This window comes from Maribellus comscasis (genome assembly GCF_009762775.1).
GTDB classification, from domain to species: domain Bacteria; phylum Bacteroidota; class Bacteroidia; order Bacteroidales; family Prolixibacteraceae; genus Draconibacterium; species Draconibacterium comscasis.
Window position 1 is genome coordinate 4,684,252 of the sequence record NZ_CP046401.1, and the last position, 18,086, is coordinate 4,702,337.

Genomic DNA, 18,086 nt, shown 5'->3' on the forward strand with positions numbered 1-18,086 from the left:
AACTTAATCAATAAAAATTATAATGAAGGGTGTTGCTACCACCCTTCATTAACGATTTGATTCACAATATGATTCAATAAAATGTCAAATTCAAACCATTACAAAATTATGGAAAAAAAACGAAAAGTTGTTAATGTGGGTGAATTACATCCATTATTAGGCAAATTATTTAGAGTTATGAAACTTACTACTTTTTTTTATTTACTGGCAATAATACAAACATTTGCAGTAAATTCTTATTCACAAGTAACCCGCCTTTCTCTTGACATGCATAATACAACCGTAAAGAATGTATTGTTGGAGATAGAGAATAACAGTGAATTTTATTTTATCTACAGTAATAAATTGGTTGACGTAACCCGTAAAGTAGATGTTCAGTTAAAAAATAAAAAAGTGGATGAAATCCTGGATATTATTTTTGACGGGCAGCCGATTCAGTATTCGATTACTGATCGTCAGATTATATTAAGCCCAAACGGAATGAATATTGAAAAATCAGGCGATATCTTTCAGCAACATAAAAGTGTATCGGGGAAAGTAAGCGATCAGAATGGAGCTCCATTACCAGGGGTTACGGTTGTGGTTAAAGGTTCAACAAAAGGAACAGTCACCGATGTTGACGGTAAGTATAAATTATCAGGGATAGATGAAAATTCAATTATCCAGTTCTCATTTGTAGGAATGGAAAAGCAGGAAATTCCCGTTGGAGGGCAGACAATAATTGATGTATCAATGCAGGAAGATGCAATTGGAATAGAAGAAGTTGTTGCTATTGGCTACGGAACCATGAAGAAACGCGATATTGTAGGTTCAGTTGCAACAATCAATAACGAAGATATAACCAAAATGCCATCGACTAACCTAGCACAAACACTGCAAGGTATGTCCAGTGGAATGATGGTTACCAATAATAGCGGTCATCCGGGCAGTGCACCTTCTATTCAGATAAGAGGCTTGAATTCAATCAACCTTAGCTCCAATCCTTTGTGGATAGTTGACGGGATGCCTATTGTTACCGGAGCTGATGAATCAACTGCAAACGGGATAAAAGCTGTTTCCCCAATTGCGATGCTTAATCCTAACGATATTGAGTCAATACAAGTTTTAAAAGATGCAGCGGCAACTGCTATTTATGGGAACAGGGCTTCAGGCGGTGTTATTTTGGTAACCACAAAATCATATAAAGGTGGCAAGGTTAACTTAAACATCAATTATGATGGAGGTATATCACAGGTTCCTTTTTCTCAAAACGATATTTTTGTTGATTCACAAACATGGTGGAATACTATTGATAAATCGAGAGAAAATGCCGGATTGACAGAAATGACAACCGAATCGGCATTGGGCACCCTTTTTCAGGGAGAAAAACCTGAAATTTCTAAAGAAGAGGCTTTGGCAACCAACACCGATCAATTGGGAGCATTAACACGGACGGCGAGATTTCATCAGTTTGCACTTTCCGCAAATAAAGGTTTTACCGATGGAGGAATGACATTTTCGTTAAGTTACCGGAACGAAGAAGGTTTGATTCATGAAAATGACCTCCAGCGTTTAACAAGCCGGTTTAGCATCAATTTTAAGCCCATTAACAAGCTGGAACTGGGTTTTAATTCGAATCTTATATATATGAAGAGCAATGGAGTTATGTCAGTTGAACAAAAAGGTAATGGCGGATGGAAAAACTGGCATCATACGCTTCCGTGGTTTAAAATTTATGACGAAACAGCTCAAACCGGATATTGGGGAGTAAATAGTGGTTATAATATGAGGGCATTCTCTGATCGCGATTTACAACGTAACGATGTTGATAAATACAGGGGAATGTGCAATGCTTATGTGCTGTGGGAAACCCCGGTTGAAGGATTAACAGTTAAAGGAGAATCAGGAGCCGACCTCATAATTACAAATAGTTCATACTGGAAATCAGCGCTGCTCGATCCGGTAGAACCATATATTTCAGAAGCAAATGAGAGATCTGTAACTCGTACTGTTCTTAATTATGTGGCTTATGCAAATTATAAAAAGACAATTAATGATGTGCATGCTATTGATATTACCGCAGGTATAGAAGGTACCAGCAACCGGGCATATACCAAATATGCAGCTGGGATTGATATTCAGTCAATCTACCCTGAATTACGGAATGTAGGAACAATGAGTTCAATGTATGGAAGTCTTAATGATGGTCCCTACCTGATGGGGTTATTTGCAAGGGCAAACTATAAATTATTAGATCGTTACATTCTGAATGCAAGTTACCGTCGCGACGGACACTCTGCATTCTCAGAAAATAATCGATGGGCTGATTTTTATGCATTTGGTGCAGGCTGGATCGTTTCAGATGAAAATTTCATGAAAGATATTTCGTGGCTGAATCTATTTAAATTAAGAGGAAGTTACGGAACAACAGGTAATTGTAATGTGTCAAATTCTATGACTTTTATGAAATGGGGAAAAAGTTCAAGCAAAGTTTTTGGTGCAGAATATTTGTCAACACGGACCACTGTAGGACCATTAGGAAGTGCTGATTTAAAATGGGAGATTACAGCAAATATGGATTTAGGATTTGATTACGGTTTATTTAATAACCGGGTTAACGGCTCTTTTGCTGTTTATCACCAATGGATTTCAGACCTGATTCTGAATGGTAATGTACAGCCTTCAGTAGGATATAACACAAACTCGATTTACCAGAACGTAGGTGATTTGGAAAACTGGGGAGTGGAATTTAATATTTCTATACTGAATATTGATAAGAAATATTTTTCATGGAAGTCAACTCTCAACTTTAGTACAAATAAAAATGAAGTAAAAAAATTAAATGATGCTGAAAGTGGAAAAGGATATATTGCCGGTAACAGAATTCGTAGAGTTGGTGAAGCGTTGAATACCTGGTATCTTGCTGATTATGCTTATGTTGACCCGGATAAAGGGGTTTACATGATTAAACAAATTGACGCCGATGCCTGGAATGATGAATATCAAACTATTGAAACAGGAGAAATTATTCCGATGACTAACGGCAATGTAAATAATAACAGAAAGGTGCTTTCGGGAAAAACAACTACTCCTACTTACTACGGAGGTTTTAACAACACTTTCCGTTATAAAAATTTCGACCTTAATGTATTGTTCAACTTTGCAGGAGGGCACTACCAAAAAAGTGAAATCAGGGAAGAAACTTCTCAATACGTTGGTGTTGAATACAACGTTATGAAAGAAATGGTAGGTAATACATGGGAAAAGCCAGGAGATCAGGCAGATTATCCTATGCTGATGTCGAATAATTTTTACCATATAGATCATGAAGGAAATGAATCGGCCTCATTATTTAGCTATTCTTATGTTTCAAAAACAACCCGTTTTCTTCAAAGAGCTGATTATTTAAGACTTAAAAATATTCAATTAGGATATACTTTACCACGGTCGGTATTAAAAGGGAATGGTTCTATGCGGCTGTTTTTAGGAGTGACGAACCTGCTAACAATTACAGGATACGATGGTTTAGATCCTGAAACCTGGGATGATCTGCCAATGCCTCGGACATTTAACTTTGGTTTATCGTTAAACTTATAAAATTTAAAAAAAATGAAAAAGATATATATAAAGATATTATTTGCACTGGCTGTTATTATGTCCTTTAGTTCATGCGAAGATTATTTTGAATACGAAAGGACACAGGAATCTGCGTGGACTACGACTTTAACATTTGAATCAGGACTCTCTTCTGTTTATAATAATGTATTTTTTCAGGGGTCGCTTAGTGATATTACAAGTTCTGGCTATCTGTATATCGATTTCCTAACCTCGGGAACATCCGTATTGCTGGAAGGATGTAATACCAGTGCCGCAATATATAATCGGAGTTTTAGCGAGAATCAAATGGATAATTACTGGAAATTAGGTTACCAGGTTGTAACCTTGTGTAACCTTGCGCTCGATTTGGATGCTAATGGTGGCGGTAACCCGTTTGGACTGGATATTACAGGAGAAGATTACCTGAATAATTATCAAAGACAAATTGGCGAATTTCATTTTTTAAGGGGATGGGCATATTGGTATTTGGCTAAAACTTTTTGCCCTCCGTATAACCAAAACGGAGATAACAGCGGGAAATTTATTCCTTTTAAAACAACTGCAGCTTATTCAAGTGAAGATATTAAAAGTGAGGAGTTTGGTTCAGTTGAAGAAATTTACCAACAAGTTATTGCCGACTTAAATGCTGCAAAAGAAATTTTGCCCGAACAAATTAAGAAATACGGTTGGAGTAATGTTTCCGGTTTTGAATGTGGTCGCCCGAATAAATTCGTTGCAACGGCATTGCTTGGTAAGGTGTATTTTTTAATGGGAGAATATGATTTGGCAAATGCTGAATTTGACGAGGTTATTGAATATGCCGAAAATACAGGAACTTATGCACTTGAAGATCCTAAAGAGCCATTTAACAAGGCCCAGGCGAGTGAGGTTGGCAAAGAAGTTATTTGGGAACAGAGTGCCGGAACATTAGGTACTTCAAACAGCACTTATTTTTATGGCGGTATGATTATGGGTTACAGAATGAGAACATCGAACGGTGATGCCGTTGACGTTAATACGGGGTTTGTTAAAAGCACCTGGAATGCTTATGCCATATCATATTATGCATCAGAGCAAATGGGCTGGTTGAAAGCGGTAGATGGAGATTATGAGGTTACAGAAGAAGCTGAAAATGATTTACGTTATCAACAGGTTTATCATTACATGAGACCCTATCAGGAAGGAATGGCGACTAGCGATCCGGAATATTATAATACAGAAACAGTAGCCGGTCATGCTGCGGTAACCACATCTCACCTATATGTTGATAAATTTTACAGAGCTCCGGCTCCTTACGGACGATATACAAAAGTGCCTCACATCCGACTGGCCGATATTTATTTATTACGTGCCTGGACCAGGATGAATGCTTCAAATTTAAACGGAGCAGCTGATGATATGAACATGGTTTGGAACCGCGCTAATCCAGATAGTCCAGATAAATATGATGCTTCAATTGTTAGTCACGATGCTATTTATGCTGAATACCTGAGAGAAATGATGGGCGAAGGCTGGACCGTTGATTTTATGATGGCAACGCAAATGGATATCCCGGCAGGTGACGATACAGAAATAAATTCTTCAGTTTCCGCTCCATATTCAAGTTGGTACTGGCCTATCCCGGAAAGTGAAAAAGAATTGAATTCACTATATGATTAACATATAAAATAGAGAATAGTCTATGTGTTCATAAATCCTTGGGATGCCAGTTTTTTTAGTCTAGTTACTGGTTTTCCCAAGGTTTTGTTAATCGCCTTAGACGAGCTAGATTTCAGTTCGCTACCAGATAAAGAAATCAGGGAAAACGAGTCAGGATATTCAGAAAAGTAGTTATGAAAACCGCAGTCAACCTAATAGTCGTTTTTTTTTGTTATAGTTTTTTTTTCTTAGCGTGTACGCGAAAACAAGAAACAAAAATACAGCCAGCCAGTTTAGTTAATGTATTTGTTGATACCCATAATTCCCGGTGGTTTTATTTTAGTTCGGCTACCCACCCTTTCGGAATGGTAAACCTAAGCCCGGATACGGATACGAAAGGAAGCTGGAAATCCGGCTATTTGTATGACAGTAAACAAATTCGTTGTTTTAGCCACATACATGCGTGGCAACTGTCGGGAGTGGCTGTTATGCCAACTGTGGGAGAATTTAAAGGAAATTTGGGAATGGATGTTTATCAATCTTCTTTTAATCACGAAGGGGAAATAGCTGAGCCCGGATATCATAAAGTAATTTTAAATGACTACGAAATAACTGCAGAATTAACATCTACCGCTCGTGTTGGCTTTCATCGTTATACCTATCCCAAAAGCAATAACAGCTATATTATTTTCGACACTGGCGCTTTCCTTGCACATGGGCCGACAAAATATTCAAAAGTTTGGAAAGTAAACGATACTGAAGTGGCCGGGTATGAAATCATGGAAGCGACCATTCGCCGTCCAAAAGCTACTCCGGTTTATTTTGTGGCCAAATTAAACAAACCGATTGAAAGCTTTATTGGCTGGGAAGATTCTGTTATGATCGATAACCCTATTGATACAATAGACGGGGTAAACGCAGGAGCGGCTATTAAATTTCAAACTACGGAGAGAGAGCAAGTATTGATGAAAGTTGCTGTTTCGTATGTTAGCGTTGAGCAAGCACGGTTAAATCTGGAAACTGAGCTGGCCGGCTGGAATTTTGATCAGGCAAGAAAAAATTCATATGATGAATGGAACAAATGGTTGGGCAAAATAGAGGTAGAAGGGGGCACGCGGAAACAGCAAGTGAGGTTTTATACCAATTTGTGGCATGCTTTGCAAGGGCGCAGGATTGTAAGCGACGTAAATGGGAAATATTTGGACATGACTTGTGACACTGCAAAAGTAAAACAAGTTACTTTAGATAAAAACGGCAAACCTTCTTTCCCACACTATAATTTCGACGCCTGGTGGGGAAGCCATTGGTCGCTTGATATTTTGTGGTCGATGGCATATCCTGAGGTGATGGATGGATTTTGTAATACCATGGTCGATATGTACAAGGACGGAGGACTTATTCCAAGAGGTCCGGCAGGGGGTAATTACACCTTTGTTATGATTGGTGATCCATCTGCATGTTTTTTTGCGACGGCATATAACAAAGGGATAAGAAATTATGATGCAGAAGCAGCATATGAAGGCCTGCGTAAAAACGCCTTTCCTGAAGGTAGCCGGGATCATGGAGGTTATGAGCATAAAATAGATTATCCGGACAAAACTATGGTGGATTACTACGTGGAACGTGGTTATGTACCGGAAGATGTAAATGCCAAAGGATGGCATTGCGGAGGGGTAGCATTAACATTGGAATATGCTTATCAGGATTGGTGCCTGGCACAGATGGCAAAAAACATGGAAAATGAAGCGGATTACAATATGTTCATGAAACGATCGGAGAATTACAAAAATGTATGGAATCCACAAACAGGATATATGCACCCTCGCGAACAGGATGGCTCCTGGATTGGCAACTTTGACCCTTCTGTCTCAAAAACTCCCCGTGGTTTTTGTGAAAGCAACTCTGCCATTTATTCCTATTTTGTGCCCCACGACATCGAAGGGCTGGCAGCTCTCTCCGGGGGCAAAGATGCTTTTGTGGAAAAGCTGAACTCCCAGTTCGAAAAAGCACAACAATATGGCTTTGTACCAAACAAAGAAATGTGGGTCGATTATTCTAACCAGCCGGGAACGGGTATGGCGCATGTTTTTAATAAGGCTGGTGCTCCATGGCTCAGTCAAAAATGGGTGAGGAAAGTAAAAGAAGCATTTAGCGACACAACAGCGTATGGTGGATACAATGGAGATGAGGATCAGGGGCAAATGGGAGCACTTGGAGTGTTAATGGCTATTGGACTTTTTGAGGAAGACGGAGGTGCTTCTGCTAATCCCTCTTATGAGCTTACCAGCCCGTTATTTGATAAGATAACGATTCACCTGGATAACATGTATTATCCCGGAAAAACATTCATAATCGAAACAAAAAATAACTCAGAACAAAATATGTATATCCAGAGTGCCAAGTTAAATGGGAAGAATTGGAATAAATATTGGTTTTCTCATAAAACATTTGCTAAAGGTGGAAAATTAGAGATTATATTGGGAGACAAACCAAACAAAACATGGGGGAAGCCCTAGCTAAAGCACAAATTTATATTTTGTACGGAAGTTGAAATCTTTCAGCGAAAAAATTACAAAGCGGGTCAAAATATGATTAAAGAGTATTTCTTCGACAATGATAAAAAAGCATTTATGAAAAAACTATCGATTTTGTTGTTTGTGTTCGTCTTTGTTGCCGGGTGCAGTTATTCTGCAAAAAAACAAAGTACAAAACAGGAAAAGCCAGTTAACAAAACGTTTAAAGAGGTTTTTAAAGACGATTTTTATGTTGGCGCTGCTTTGAATAAATATCAGATCATGGGCGCTGACAGTCAATCTATTGCAATTGTAGAGAAACAATTCAACTCAATTACTCCGGAAAATTATATGAAGGCGTCCAATATCCATCCTGAAAAGGATCGGTATGACTTTCGTGTTGCCGACAAATATGTTGCTTTTGGCCTGGCAAACAACATGAAAATTATAGGGCACACTCTCGTTTGGCACATCCAGTTACCCGAGTGGTTTTTTGTTGATGACGAGGGCAACCAAATCGGTAAGGATGAGCTTATCGCGCGCATGAAAGAACACATTACCACTATTGTGTCCAGATACAAAGGAAAAGTAAAAGGCTGGGATGTGGTAAACGAAGCCCTTAACGAAGATGGTTCCTACAGGGAAAGCAAATTTTATGAGATATTGGGAAAAGATTACATTAAACTTGCCTTTCAGTTTGCACACGAGGCCGATCCTGATGCCGAGTTATATTATAACGATTATACCATGTACAAACCAAAAAAACGAGACAGCGTCGTTCGAATGATAAAAGAATTAAGGGCGGAAGGTGTCCGTATCGACGGTGTTGGCATGCAGGCCCATTATATTTTATCGGAGAAAGATTCCATTTTTGGAAATATTGAAAAATCGATCATGGCGTTTGCCAGTGCCGGCGTAAAGGTTATGGTCACAGAGTTGGACATATCTGTTTTGCCTTTCCCGGAAGAAAACCAGGGAGCAGATATTTCAGGCAATGCAGAGTATAGCAAGTTACTCAATCCATACACAGAGGGATTACCTGAAGATGTCCGGTTAAGAGCTGACAACTATTACATCGATCTGTTCAACTTATTTGTGAAATATTCCGACACAATTGATCGTGTAACGTTTTGGGGCGTAACTGACAACCAATCGTGGAAAAACAATTGGCCGGTTAAAGGACGGACCGATTATCCGTTGCTTTTTGACAGAAACTACCAGGCCAAGCCTGTAGTAAATAGAATTTTCGAAGTGATGGAACATTAAGGATTGTATAATAAGTAGTTACATAAATATTTTGAAAACCAAATTAACCAGTTAATTACATCGAATTGATATTAATCTAAATCATATTATGAGAAACGTTTTACTATTTATTACTCTCTTTGCCTGTTTATATTCATGTAAGCAAACTTCCGATAAATTTATTGTTGAAAAAATGAAGTGTGAATACCTTCAGTCCCCTATTGGTATTGACGCACCAAATCCTCGTTTTACATGGCAGATTAAATCTGAAGAACAGGGTATATCAGTGGATGCAGTGCAAATTGTCGTAGGCACCAGTGCGAAAGATGTCTCAAATGGGAACGGGGATGTCTGGCAATCGGGGACATTGTCCTCTTCTACTATCCCTCTAATTTATGCAGGAACCAAACTAAAGCCTTTTTCCCGATATTACTGGAGCGTAAGAGTTAAAAACCAAAAAGGGGAATGGTCGCCATTTTCAAAAGTAACTTTTTTTGAAACCGGAATGATGGGGCAAAATAATTGGAAAGGGGATTGGATTTCAGACTCATATGATTTCAATATAAAGCCTGCTCCTTATTTTAGAAAAAGCTTTGATGTCAAAAAAAAGATAAAGACTGCGCGAGCTTATATTGCAGTAGGAGGCTTGTATGAACTTTATCTGAACGGTGAAAAGGTTGGCAACCACCGTCTTGACCCAATGTTAACGCGTTTTGATCGTCGGACGCTCTATGTTACTTATGATGTAACAAATAGTATTTCTAACGGAGAAAATGCCATTGGTGTAATTTTAGGAAACGGGTGGTATAATCACCAGTCGAAAGCTGTTTGGTATTTTGATAAAGCGCCGTGGCGCGCACGTCCAAAGTTCTGCATGGATATCAGAATCGTTTATGAAGATAATTCCGTAGAAACAATTTCTACAAACAAAAACTGGAAAACATCGCTTTCTCCGATAATTTTCAATAGTATTTATACGGCAGAACATTATGACGCCAGATTGGAACAACCTGATTGGTGCAAACCTGAGTTTGATGATAAGAAGTGGAAAAATGTTATGTGCACAAATGCTCCGTCAAAAAACATAATTGCACAGGCAATGCATCCGATACAAAATGTAATGGAAATTCCGGCAATAAAAGTCACAAAATTCAGCAATACCAATTATGTTGTCGATTTTGGACGTAATATAGCAGGGGTTACGAAACTGAATATTAAAGGGAATAAAGGAACAACTATCCGGTTAAAACACGGAGAACGTTTGTATGAGAACGGGCATGTAGATATTTCAAATATTGATATACACTACCGTCCCACAGATGATTCAGATCCTTTCCAGACTGACATCGTAATTCTTAGTGGGCAGGAAGATGAATTTATGCCTAAATTTAATTACAAGGGGTTTCAATATGTAGAAGTAAGCGCTGATGAACCTATTGAATTCACAGAGAAAAACCTGACTGCATATTTTATGCACAGTGCGGTTCCAAAGGTAGGCAAGATCAATTCATCAAACAAAATGCTAAACAAAATATGGGAAGCAGCCAATGCTTCATATTTATCCAATTTATTTGGATACCCTACCGATTGCCCGCAACGAGAAAAAAACGGATGGACAGGAGATGCTCAAATATGTATAGAAACGGGTCTGTACAATTACGATGCTATAACAATCTACGAAAAATGGATGGCTGACCATCGCGATGAGCAACAAAACAATGGTGTAATTCCCCGGATTGTTCCTACGGATGGCTGGGGATACACAAAAAACGGCCCGGACTGGACAAGTACGATTGCGATTATCCCATGGAACGTCTACTTGTTTTATGGCGACAAAAAAATACTGGAAGATTGTTATGACAATATCAAAAAATATATTAACTATATCGACGAGGCTTATTCGGGTGGATTGACTGACTGGGGACTTTGCGATTGGGTTCCGGTAAAATCAACGACGCCAACAGAAATTACATCAACGGTTTATTATTTTGCTGTTGTTGATATATTTAGAAAAATAGCTACTGTTTTAGGAGAAAAAAATGATGTGGAGAAGTATTCAGCGTTGGCTGAAAAAATCAAAAATGCGTTCAACAAAAAATATCTTAATCGCGAAACCGGAATCTATAATAAAGGGGTTCAAACAGAAATGAGTTGTCCGCTTCACTGGGATATGGTGCCGGATGAAATGAAAGAAAAAGTAGCTAAGAGTTTGGCAAAGAGAGTAGTAGCTGATAACAGCCACGTTGATGTGGGGTTATTGGGAGCTAAGTCTATTTTAAATGCAATGAGTGAAAATGGTTATGCTGATTTAGCATATAAGGTTGCGGCACAGGAAACATTTCCATCGTGGGGATGGTGGATTGCAAACGGAGCAACAACATTCCTCGAAAACTGGGATCTCAATGCCAGTAACGACATTTCGATGAACCACATTATGTTTGGAGAAATAAATGCATGGTATTACAAAGCACTGGGAGGTATCTTTCCGGACGAAAAAAATCCAGGGTTCAAGAATATTATACTAAAGCCAAATTTTGTTGAAGGACTTGATCATTTTGACGCCCACCACAATGGTCCATACGGAGATATTGTTTCTTCGTGGAAAAAAACAGGACAAGAAATAAGCTATCACGTTGTCGTTCCGCCTAACAGCACAGCTATGCTTTTCTTGCCAACCGATAAGGTACTTGAAAGCGGAAAAGAGCTGGAAGAAAACAAGTTTATTAAAATTGAAACTGATGATTCAAATAAAAAACAATACCATCTGGAATCAGGTGAATATAATTTTCAACTACAAAAGTAAATAAAATGGTATTTAAACGGAGAGCTGATTCGGTCAAACAAAGTAAGTACTGGCACCAGCCTCTGAATATGAATTTTGACAGCGAAACCTTCACTGATTGGTTTGGGATTCCTGCCCCCACCGACCCGGAAGGACACTTTGAAATTGACTATGTCCGCGTTTGGAAAAGAGCGGAATAAAACTAAAAATTTTTTAATCAATTAACCAATGAAACGTTACGCGATAGTATTTTTTGCCTTACTTCTTTTTTTTGGGTGTCAGTCTGATAACAGAAACAAAATTACCGGAAACGGTTTAAATGTGCTGTTTTTGACTCTCGATGATATGGGCTATGGCACCTCTGGCGCAGAAGGATGTAAAGTGCCGGATATTACTCCCAATATTGATGCTTTAGCTTCGCAAGGAATATTATTTACACATGGGTATGTCTCAGTTCCGATGTGTGGTCCATCAAGGGCAGCGATGCTTTCGGGGCGTTATCCTCACTGCAGCGGGATTATGGGACATGGAGTTCAGCCTCCCGATTTTTGGGAGGAACCTTTGGTAAAAACGCCCGCTTTGTCCACCTATCTGCACGATTTTGGCTACAAAACGGGAGCAATTTTAAAGAACGGAAGGTGTGGAAATCAAACATGGGACGTGAAATATCAGGAATTACCTTTTGGCGTAGGCTTTCATGATCGTAATCCTAATTCTTTTTATGAACGCACTAAAGCGTTCATTGCTGCTTCAAAAGAAACCGGCAAACCGTTTTTCCTTTATGCTAATCCCATCGATCCTCACCGTCCCTGGGTTAATACTCAAGGCGAAAAAAACGCGAGACAGCAATGGAATAGCCTCCATGAATATCCTGCTCCAAACCGCAGTTATACTTCAAATGAAGTTGAAATACCAGAATGCTTGCCTGATTTACCTGATGTGCGAACGAATTTAGTACCATACTACGAAGCTCTTCACAGGGGCGATGAATGTCTGGGAAGTATACTAAAAGCCCTGGAGGAGAGCGGAGAGGCTGATAACACCATTATTGTCTTCTTATCCGATAATGGTATGGCGACACCTGCCGCTAAAAATACGCTCTATCAGCATGGTGTACGCACTCCGGTTATTATAAAACTTCCCGGGAAGATTAAAACCGGAGTAGTCGATGAAAAATCTGTAGTTTGTGCCATTGATTTACTGCCAACAATTCTCGAAGCACTTCAGTTACCCGCTATAAAAGGTATTGAAGGTTACTCAGTCTATGATGTGGCAACCGGTAAGAAAGAGAAAACAGATCGTGAATATGCGTTTACTTCTTTTGATTATTGGGGAGATTCTAAAGAAAAAGATTTTTATCCGCAACGCTCTATCATCAATAAAGAATTTTGCTACATATGGAATCCCTATGTGGAACGTTTTAAGGGAGAAAAAAGAATACCTTTGAACTGGGTTGATGTAATAGCGTCGAGTATAAGTGAAAATTTGAAATTGGCTGCACGTACCGAGTTTCTGCGTAAACGCCCGGTTGAGGAATTTTATGATTTAAGCAATGATCCGGGATGTTGGAATAATTTAATTAATGATGAACAGTATGCAGACAAAATTAAAGAGTTTAAGGCATATCTCAAAAAAGAGATGATGCAAACCAATGACCCTGAGAGATATTACTATAATAATTAGAAAAGACATGAATTGCGTGTTTCCAAATATTTAATTTGACTCAAATCTATTGGATATGAAAAACAAAAATGTATCCCAAAATGCGATAAGCTTCTTTATATTTTGTTTTGTTTTTGTTATTCCGACAAATAAAGTATTTGCAAAACAAAACATAAATAAGCCGAATGTTTTATTTATTGCGGTTGATGATTTACGACCTGAAATTAATTGTTTTGGGGCACATTATATGCATACCCCCAATTTGGATTACCTGGCTTCCAACGGAATAATTTTTGAACGTGCTTACTGCCAGCAGGCTGTATGTGCACCTTCACGAAACAGTTTACTTACCGGGTTGCGTCCTGATGCTTTAGGGATTTATGACCTTCAAACATTCTTTCGAAAAAAAGTGCCGGATGTGATAACCCTGCCACAACATTTTAAAAATAACGGCTATCACACAGAAGCAATGGGCAAAATTTATCACACGAGTCATGGAAATTCGGATGACAGCATTTCATGGTCAATTCCTAAGTGGAACCAAAATAAAGAATTTCAAAAGCTGAGAAAAATAACCCGGGGAGATACTGTTGGGCTTGAACGCGATTTCCCGAATATCAATGGGAAATTATTACCCTGGTATTGTTCTTCAGAGCCGGAAGATAATATGACCGATGGGATGGTCGCAAATCACGCAGTAGAGCGTTTAGCCACATTAAAGGATTCTGCTTTTTTCCTTGCTGTTGGATTCATTAAGCCTCATCTGCCTTTTGTTTCACCTAAAAAGTATTGGGATTTGTATGATCATGACAGCATAAAAATTCCGGAACGAACAGTTCCCGAAGGAATGCCTGGTTATGCTCTGGCAGCATTTGGTGAGTTACGTAAATATCATGGGATTCCTGCCAAAGGTATGCTTGACGATGAAACCAGCCGTAATCTTATCCATGGATATTATGCTGCAATTAGCATGATCGATGCCCAGGTTGGGAAATTATTGTCTGCATTGAAAGAAAATGATTTGTTAGATAACACTATCATTGTTCTTTGGGGAGATCACGGGTGGAAACTGGGTGATTACGGCAATTGGTGCAAACACTCGAATATGGAATATGATACGAATGCACCGCTTTTTATATCGGTTCCATGGATGCATAAGGATTTGAAAACGAAATCATTAGCGGAGTTTGTTGATATTTACCCAACTTTATGTGATTTGGCAGGGCTGGAAAAACCCAGTCATTTGGAAGGACAAAGTTTGTTACCCATACTTCAAAATCCGGATACAGAAGTGAATGAGATGGCCATAAGTCAGTTCCCACGTGGCAGATCGTTGGGCTATGATCATAAAAATGAGATTATGGGTTACAGCATCCGAACTGGAGATTATCGTTTTACACGTTGGCAGAAATATGAGAATCCAAAGGAAGTAATGGCAGTAGAATTATACGATCATTCAGAAGCCAAGACTGCTGAAATCAATCTTGCAACAGAAAAAAAATATGCAAAAAGAGTGGAAGAACTAAACCGGCTGTTGGACGAAGAATTATCAAAATATAAGTTGTTAAAAAACAATCCGGTTCAATAAGTTTCATGCCTAAAATAAAAAAATAATTATTTTGGGAAAACGGATCAGAAAAACCAATACCAATAAAATTTAGTCGTTGCTGGAGAGTCTGGTCCACTTGGAGACCCGGAAACGGCAAAAAGGGGAAGCACTATCGATATTTCAAAAAGAAAGTTATCGGGCAAGCCATTGAATTGCTGACTTTGAATATATGCACATAAAGGACTTTTTAGTTTTTTATATTGAGAATAGTTGATTTCTAAGGACAGTTTTTGTGGTTAACCCCTTCCAAAGAAATTTCAGTTAACGGCAATTCATATCAAAATTCCAGGAAGCTACTGGTTGGGGGTAACAAAGAATGAGGATGTTTTGAACATATTATTTCAATAATAACGACTTTTTGACAGCCTCATTTTTTACTTTTGTAAATTGGGTGAAAAAAGAATAGCAAAGGAGTTTGCATTTCCTTTCATCTTTAGGCCTTCAGATGCGAATGATAACTATAATTTAGACGAATGAGAAATACAATTATCTATACCATAACGATTGTGATGCTTGTTTCTTGCAGGCAGAAACAGGAGGAGCCGCAAGGACCCAGACAGGTGAGTGGTATTTATCCGCAGTTGGCCTATTATAACAATGAAGGTGAATGCGGAACCGGTGCAGTTGTTCCATGGGCGGGCAGACTTTGGGTAATAACTTACGGGCCACATCTTCCGCATGGATCTTCAGATAAACTGTATGAGATTACTCCCAATCTTGAACAAATTGTAAGAGAGGAAAGTATTGGCGGAACTCCGGCAAACCGGATGATTCATAAAGAAAGTGGTCAGCTTTTTATTGGACCTTATGCAATTGATGAACAGCGCAATGTAAAAGTGATTCCTTATTCAGAAATGCAGGGACGCCATACCGGAAATGCACGGCATCTGTTTCATCCGGAAGAGATGATCTATTATGGTACTATGGAAGAAGGATTTTATGAAGTAGATGTAAATTCATTAAAAGTAACTGAACTTTATAAAGACGGGAATAACTCAAGTGGCAGAAAAGTAGAGCATGATGATACAGATGTGAACCCGGTAAATGCAACTCTGCCGGGTGCTCACGGAAAAGGTTTGTATTCCGGACAGGGAGTGATGGTTTATTCAAATAACGGTGAAGCGACACCGGAAGCGCAACAAAAATTTGATGTGGAAGCCGGTTCATTGTCTGAGTGGGATGGAAAAAACTGGAAGGTGGTACGCAGAAATCAGTTTGTTGAAATTACAGGTCCGGGAGGGATTTATGGGAATGCAAACCCGGAAACCGACCCGATTTGGGCAACCGGCTGGGATCATAAATCACTTCTTCTGGGTGTTCGGAATCCTGAAACCGGCTGGGATTTTTATCGCTTGCCCAAAGCCAGTCACAGCTATGATGGTGCTCATGGCTGGAATACGGAATGGCCGCGAATCCGGGATATCGGCACAGAAGGAAATCCCGAGTACCTGATGACCATGCACGGTATGTTTTGGCGCTTTCCTGAGGATTTTTCAGCCCAACACTCTGCGGGAATTCGTCCGCGTTCAGCTTATCTGAAAGTAATTGGTGATTTTACCCGCTGGAATGATCAGCTGGTTTTTGGTTGTGATGATTCTGCACAAAAAGAGTTTTTGAATAAAAGAAAACAAAAAGGAAATATCGAAGGGCCGGGGCAGTCTAACTCCAATCTTTGGTTTACAACACCTGAAAAACCAGATCAACTGGGACCAGCGACGGCTTCCGGGGCTGTTTGGTTAAACGATGAACTAAAAGCGGGCGAATATTCTGAACCCTTTCTTTTTTCCGGTTGGGAGAAACGCTGCGCCTGGATTCAGAACGCCGGAAAAAATACTGTCGGGTTTAGTTTTGAGATTGATAAAAACGGGAACGGCGATTTTAGTCCGTTAAAAACAGTTGAGCTTGTACCCGGAAGTTCCCGGTTTGTTGACTTCAGCGAAAATGAAGTTGGAGAATGGGTGCGTATCAGAGTAAATAAAGCAACAAAAGCTACGGTCAGTTTTAACTATACCGATATAGATGGTCGAAAAACTTCAGTTGCAAAATTGTTTGATGGAATAGCCACCATTGATGATAATGAAGTTCTTGGGGGACTTTTGTATGGTTTAGGCAACAACCGGCGTGCACTCGGGGTTTCGTCTCTGAAAATTGAAAATGGGGTAACTTCGGAAACCGGTTATTATGAATTGGATGAAAACCTAAAATTAGTTTCGAAAGACGATTTGGAAACCAATAATTTTATCGGGGAGAAATTTACAATTCCTGAAAATGTGGTTCAAATTGATAATTCTTCGGTTTTGGTGGTCGACGACAAAGGTCGCCGCTGGAGATTGCCACTGGGAGATAATGCTTATAAATCGCTTACCGACGCAGCCGAATTACGTATTTGCAGAGAAGTAGCCACCGAACGGGACCTCTTTAACTGCGCTGGAACTTTTTATGAATTGCCTGCTGAAAATGCAGATGGATTTGCAAAAATTCGTCCGGTTTCTTCCCACAGTTTCAGGATAAATGATTATGCATCATACCGTGGAATGTTAGTTTTAACGGGACTTGACGGCGATATAAAAGCAGGAGATCATATTGTCCGTTCCGACGATGGAAAAGCAGCAGTTTGGGTGGGGGTTATCGACGACCTGTGGGAAATGGGAAAGCCAATTGGACATGGTGGACCGTGGAAAAAATCAGCTGTAAAAGCTGATCGTCCGTCAGATCCTTATTTAATTGGCTTTTACGATAAACGTAGCCTTGAAATATCGCACGACAACAAGGAGCCCGTGTCATTCAAAATTGAAGTGGAACCGATTGGTCACGGCCCATGGATGTTGTATAAAGAAGTAAACATCCAGCCTGGCGAAACTTACAACTACGAATTTCCATCAAATTTTCAATCGCGCTGGATTCGGTTTGTAGCCAATAAAGAATGCACCGCGACAGCATGGCTGGAGTACAAGTAAAAAAATTGTTTGTAGTTGCAGAGGAGTAGTTGGTACAATAAAAAATCCTGAAAGAATGAATAAGAAATTGCCATGGCTTTTATCTCGGGAAAATAAGAGAATAA

Annotated in this window: 9 protein-coding genes; all 9 read left to right on the forward strand. The window is 39.3% G+C overall.

Going from position 1 to position 18,086, the window contains the following annotated elements:
• Nucleotides 1–108: 108 nt before the first annotated feature.
• The 9 genes from GM418_RS18695 to GM418_RS18735 all read left to right on the forward strand — a co-directional run bounded on the left by GM418_RS18695 (nt 109) and on the right by GM418_RS18735 (nt 17,982).
• On the forward strand, nt 109–3,576 hold the full coding sequence (locus tag GM418_RS18695) for a SusC/RagA family TonB-linked outer membrane protein (protein WP_158868767.1): 3,468 nt from the start codon (nt 109–111) through the stop codon (nt 3,574–3,576).
• A 12-nt stretch (nt 3,577–3,588) separates the two neighbouring features.
• On the forward strand, nt 3,589–5,235 hold the full coding sequence (locus tag GM418_RS18700; RefSeq protein ID WP_158868768.1) for a RagB/SusD family nutrient uptake outer membrane protein: 1,647 nt from the start codon (nt 3,589–3,591) through the stop codon (nt 5,233–5,235).
• Nucleotides 5,236–5,408: 173 nt separating this feature from the next.
• Nucleotides 5,409–7,730 carry a GH92 family glycosyl hydrolase gene (locus tag GM418_RS18705; protein ID WP_158868769.1) on the forward strand — a complete coding sequence of 774 codons (2,322 nt, stop codon included), beginning with the start codon at nt 5,409–5,411 and terminating at the stop codon, nt 7,728–7,730.
• 114 nt (nt 7,731–7,844) lie between these two features.
• Nucleotides 7,845–8,993 (forward strand): endo-1,4-beta-xylanase, encoded by a 1,149-nt coding sequence (locus GM418_RS18710; protein WP_158868770.1) that lies wholly within the window; start codon nt 7,845–7,847, stop codon nt 8,991–8,993.
• Nucleotides 8,994–9,165: 172 nt separating this feature from the next.
• On the forward strand, nt 9,166–11,775 hold the full coding sequence (locus GM418_RS18715) for an alpha-L-rhamnosidase (RefSeq protein ID WP_217447519.1): 2,610 nt from the start codon (nt 9,166–9,168) through the stop codon (nt 11,773–11,775).
• Between the two features lie 5 nt (nt 11,776–11,780).
• Entirely contained in the window at nt 11,781–11,954 is a 174-nt protein-coding gene (locus tag GM418_RS18720; protein ID WP_158868772.1) for a hypothetical protein, read from the forward strand.
• A gap of 28 nt (nt 11,955–11,982) precedes the next feature.
• Entirely contained in the window at nt 11,983–13,437 is a 1,455-nt protein-coding gene (locus tag GM418_RS18725) for a sulfatase family protein (protein WP_158868773.1), read from the forward strand.
• Nucleotides 13,438–13,492: 55 nt separating this feature from the next.
• Nucleotides 13,493–15,004, forward strand: coding sequence for a sulfatase (locus tag GM418_RS18730; RefSeq protein ID WP_158868774.1), 1,512 nt, complete (start codon nt 13,493–13,495; stop codon nt 15,002–15,004).
• A gap of 494 nt (nt 15,005–15,498) precedes the next feature.
• The gene (locus tag GM418_RS18735) at nt 15,499–17,982 is read left to right on the forward strand and encodes a cupredoxin domain-containing protein (protein ID WP_158868775.1); all 2,484 of its coding nucleotides are present in this window, start codon (nt 15,499–15,501) and stop codon (nt 17,980–17,982) included.
• Nucleotides 17,983–18,086 lie beyond the last annotated feature (104 nt).

Bases quoted from the DNA above. Each gene is read 5' to 3' on its own strand.
- GM418_RS18725 (WP_158868773.1), top strand. From the start codon at position 11,983: ATGAAACGTTACGCGATAGTATTTTTTGCCTTACTTCTTTTTTTTGGG.
- GM418_RS18700 (WP_158868768.1), top strand. From the start codon at position 3,589: ATGAAAAAGATATATATAAAGATATTATTTGCACTGGCTGTTATTATG.
- GM418_RS18710 (WP_158868770.1), top strand. From the start codon at position 7,845: ATGAAAAAACTATCGATTTTGTTGTTTGTGTTCGTCTTTGTTGCCGGG.
- GM418_RS18735 (WP_158868775.1), top strand. From the start codon at position 15,499: ATGAGAAATACAATTATCTATACCATAACGATTGTGATGCTTGTTTCT.
- GM418_RS18705 (WP_158868769.1), top strand. From the start codon at position 5,409: ATGAAAACCGCAGTCAACCTAATAGTCGTTTTTTTTTGTTATAGTTTT.
- GM418_RS18695 (WP_158868767.1), top strand. From the start codon at position 109: ATGGAAAAAAAACGAAAAGTTGTTAATGTGGGTGAATTACATCCATTA.
- GM418_RS18730 (WP_158868774.1), top strand. From the start codon at position 13,493: ATGAAAAACAAAAATGTATCCCAAAATGCGATAAGCTTCTTTATATTT.
- GM418_RS18720 (WP_158868772.1), top strand. From the start codon at position 11,781: ATGGTATTTAAACGGAGAGCTGATTCGGTCAAACAAAGTAAGTACTGG.
- GM418_RS18715 (WP_217447519.1), top strand. From the start codon at position 9,166: ATGAAGTGTGAATACCTTCAGTCCCCTATTGGTATTGACGCACCAAAT.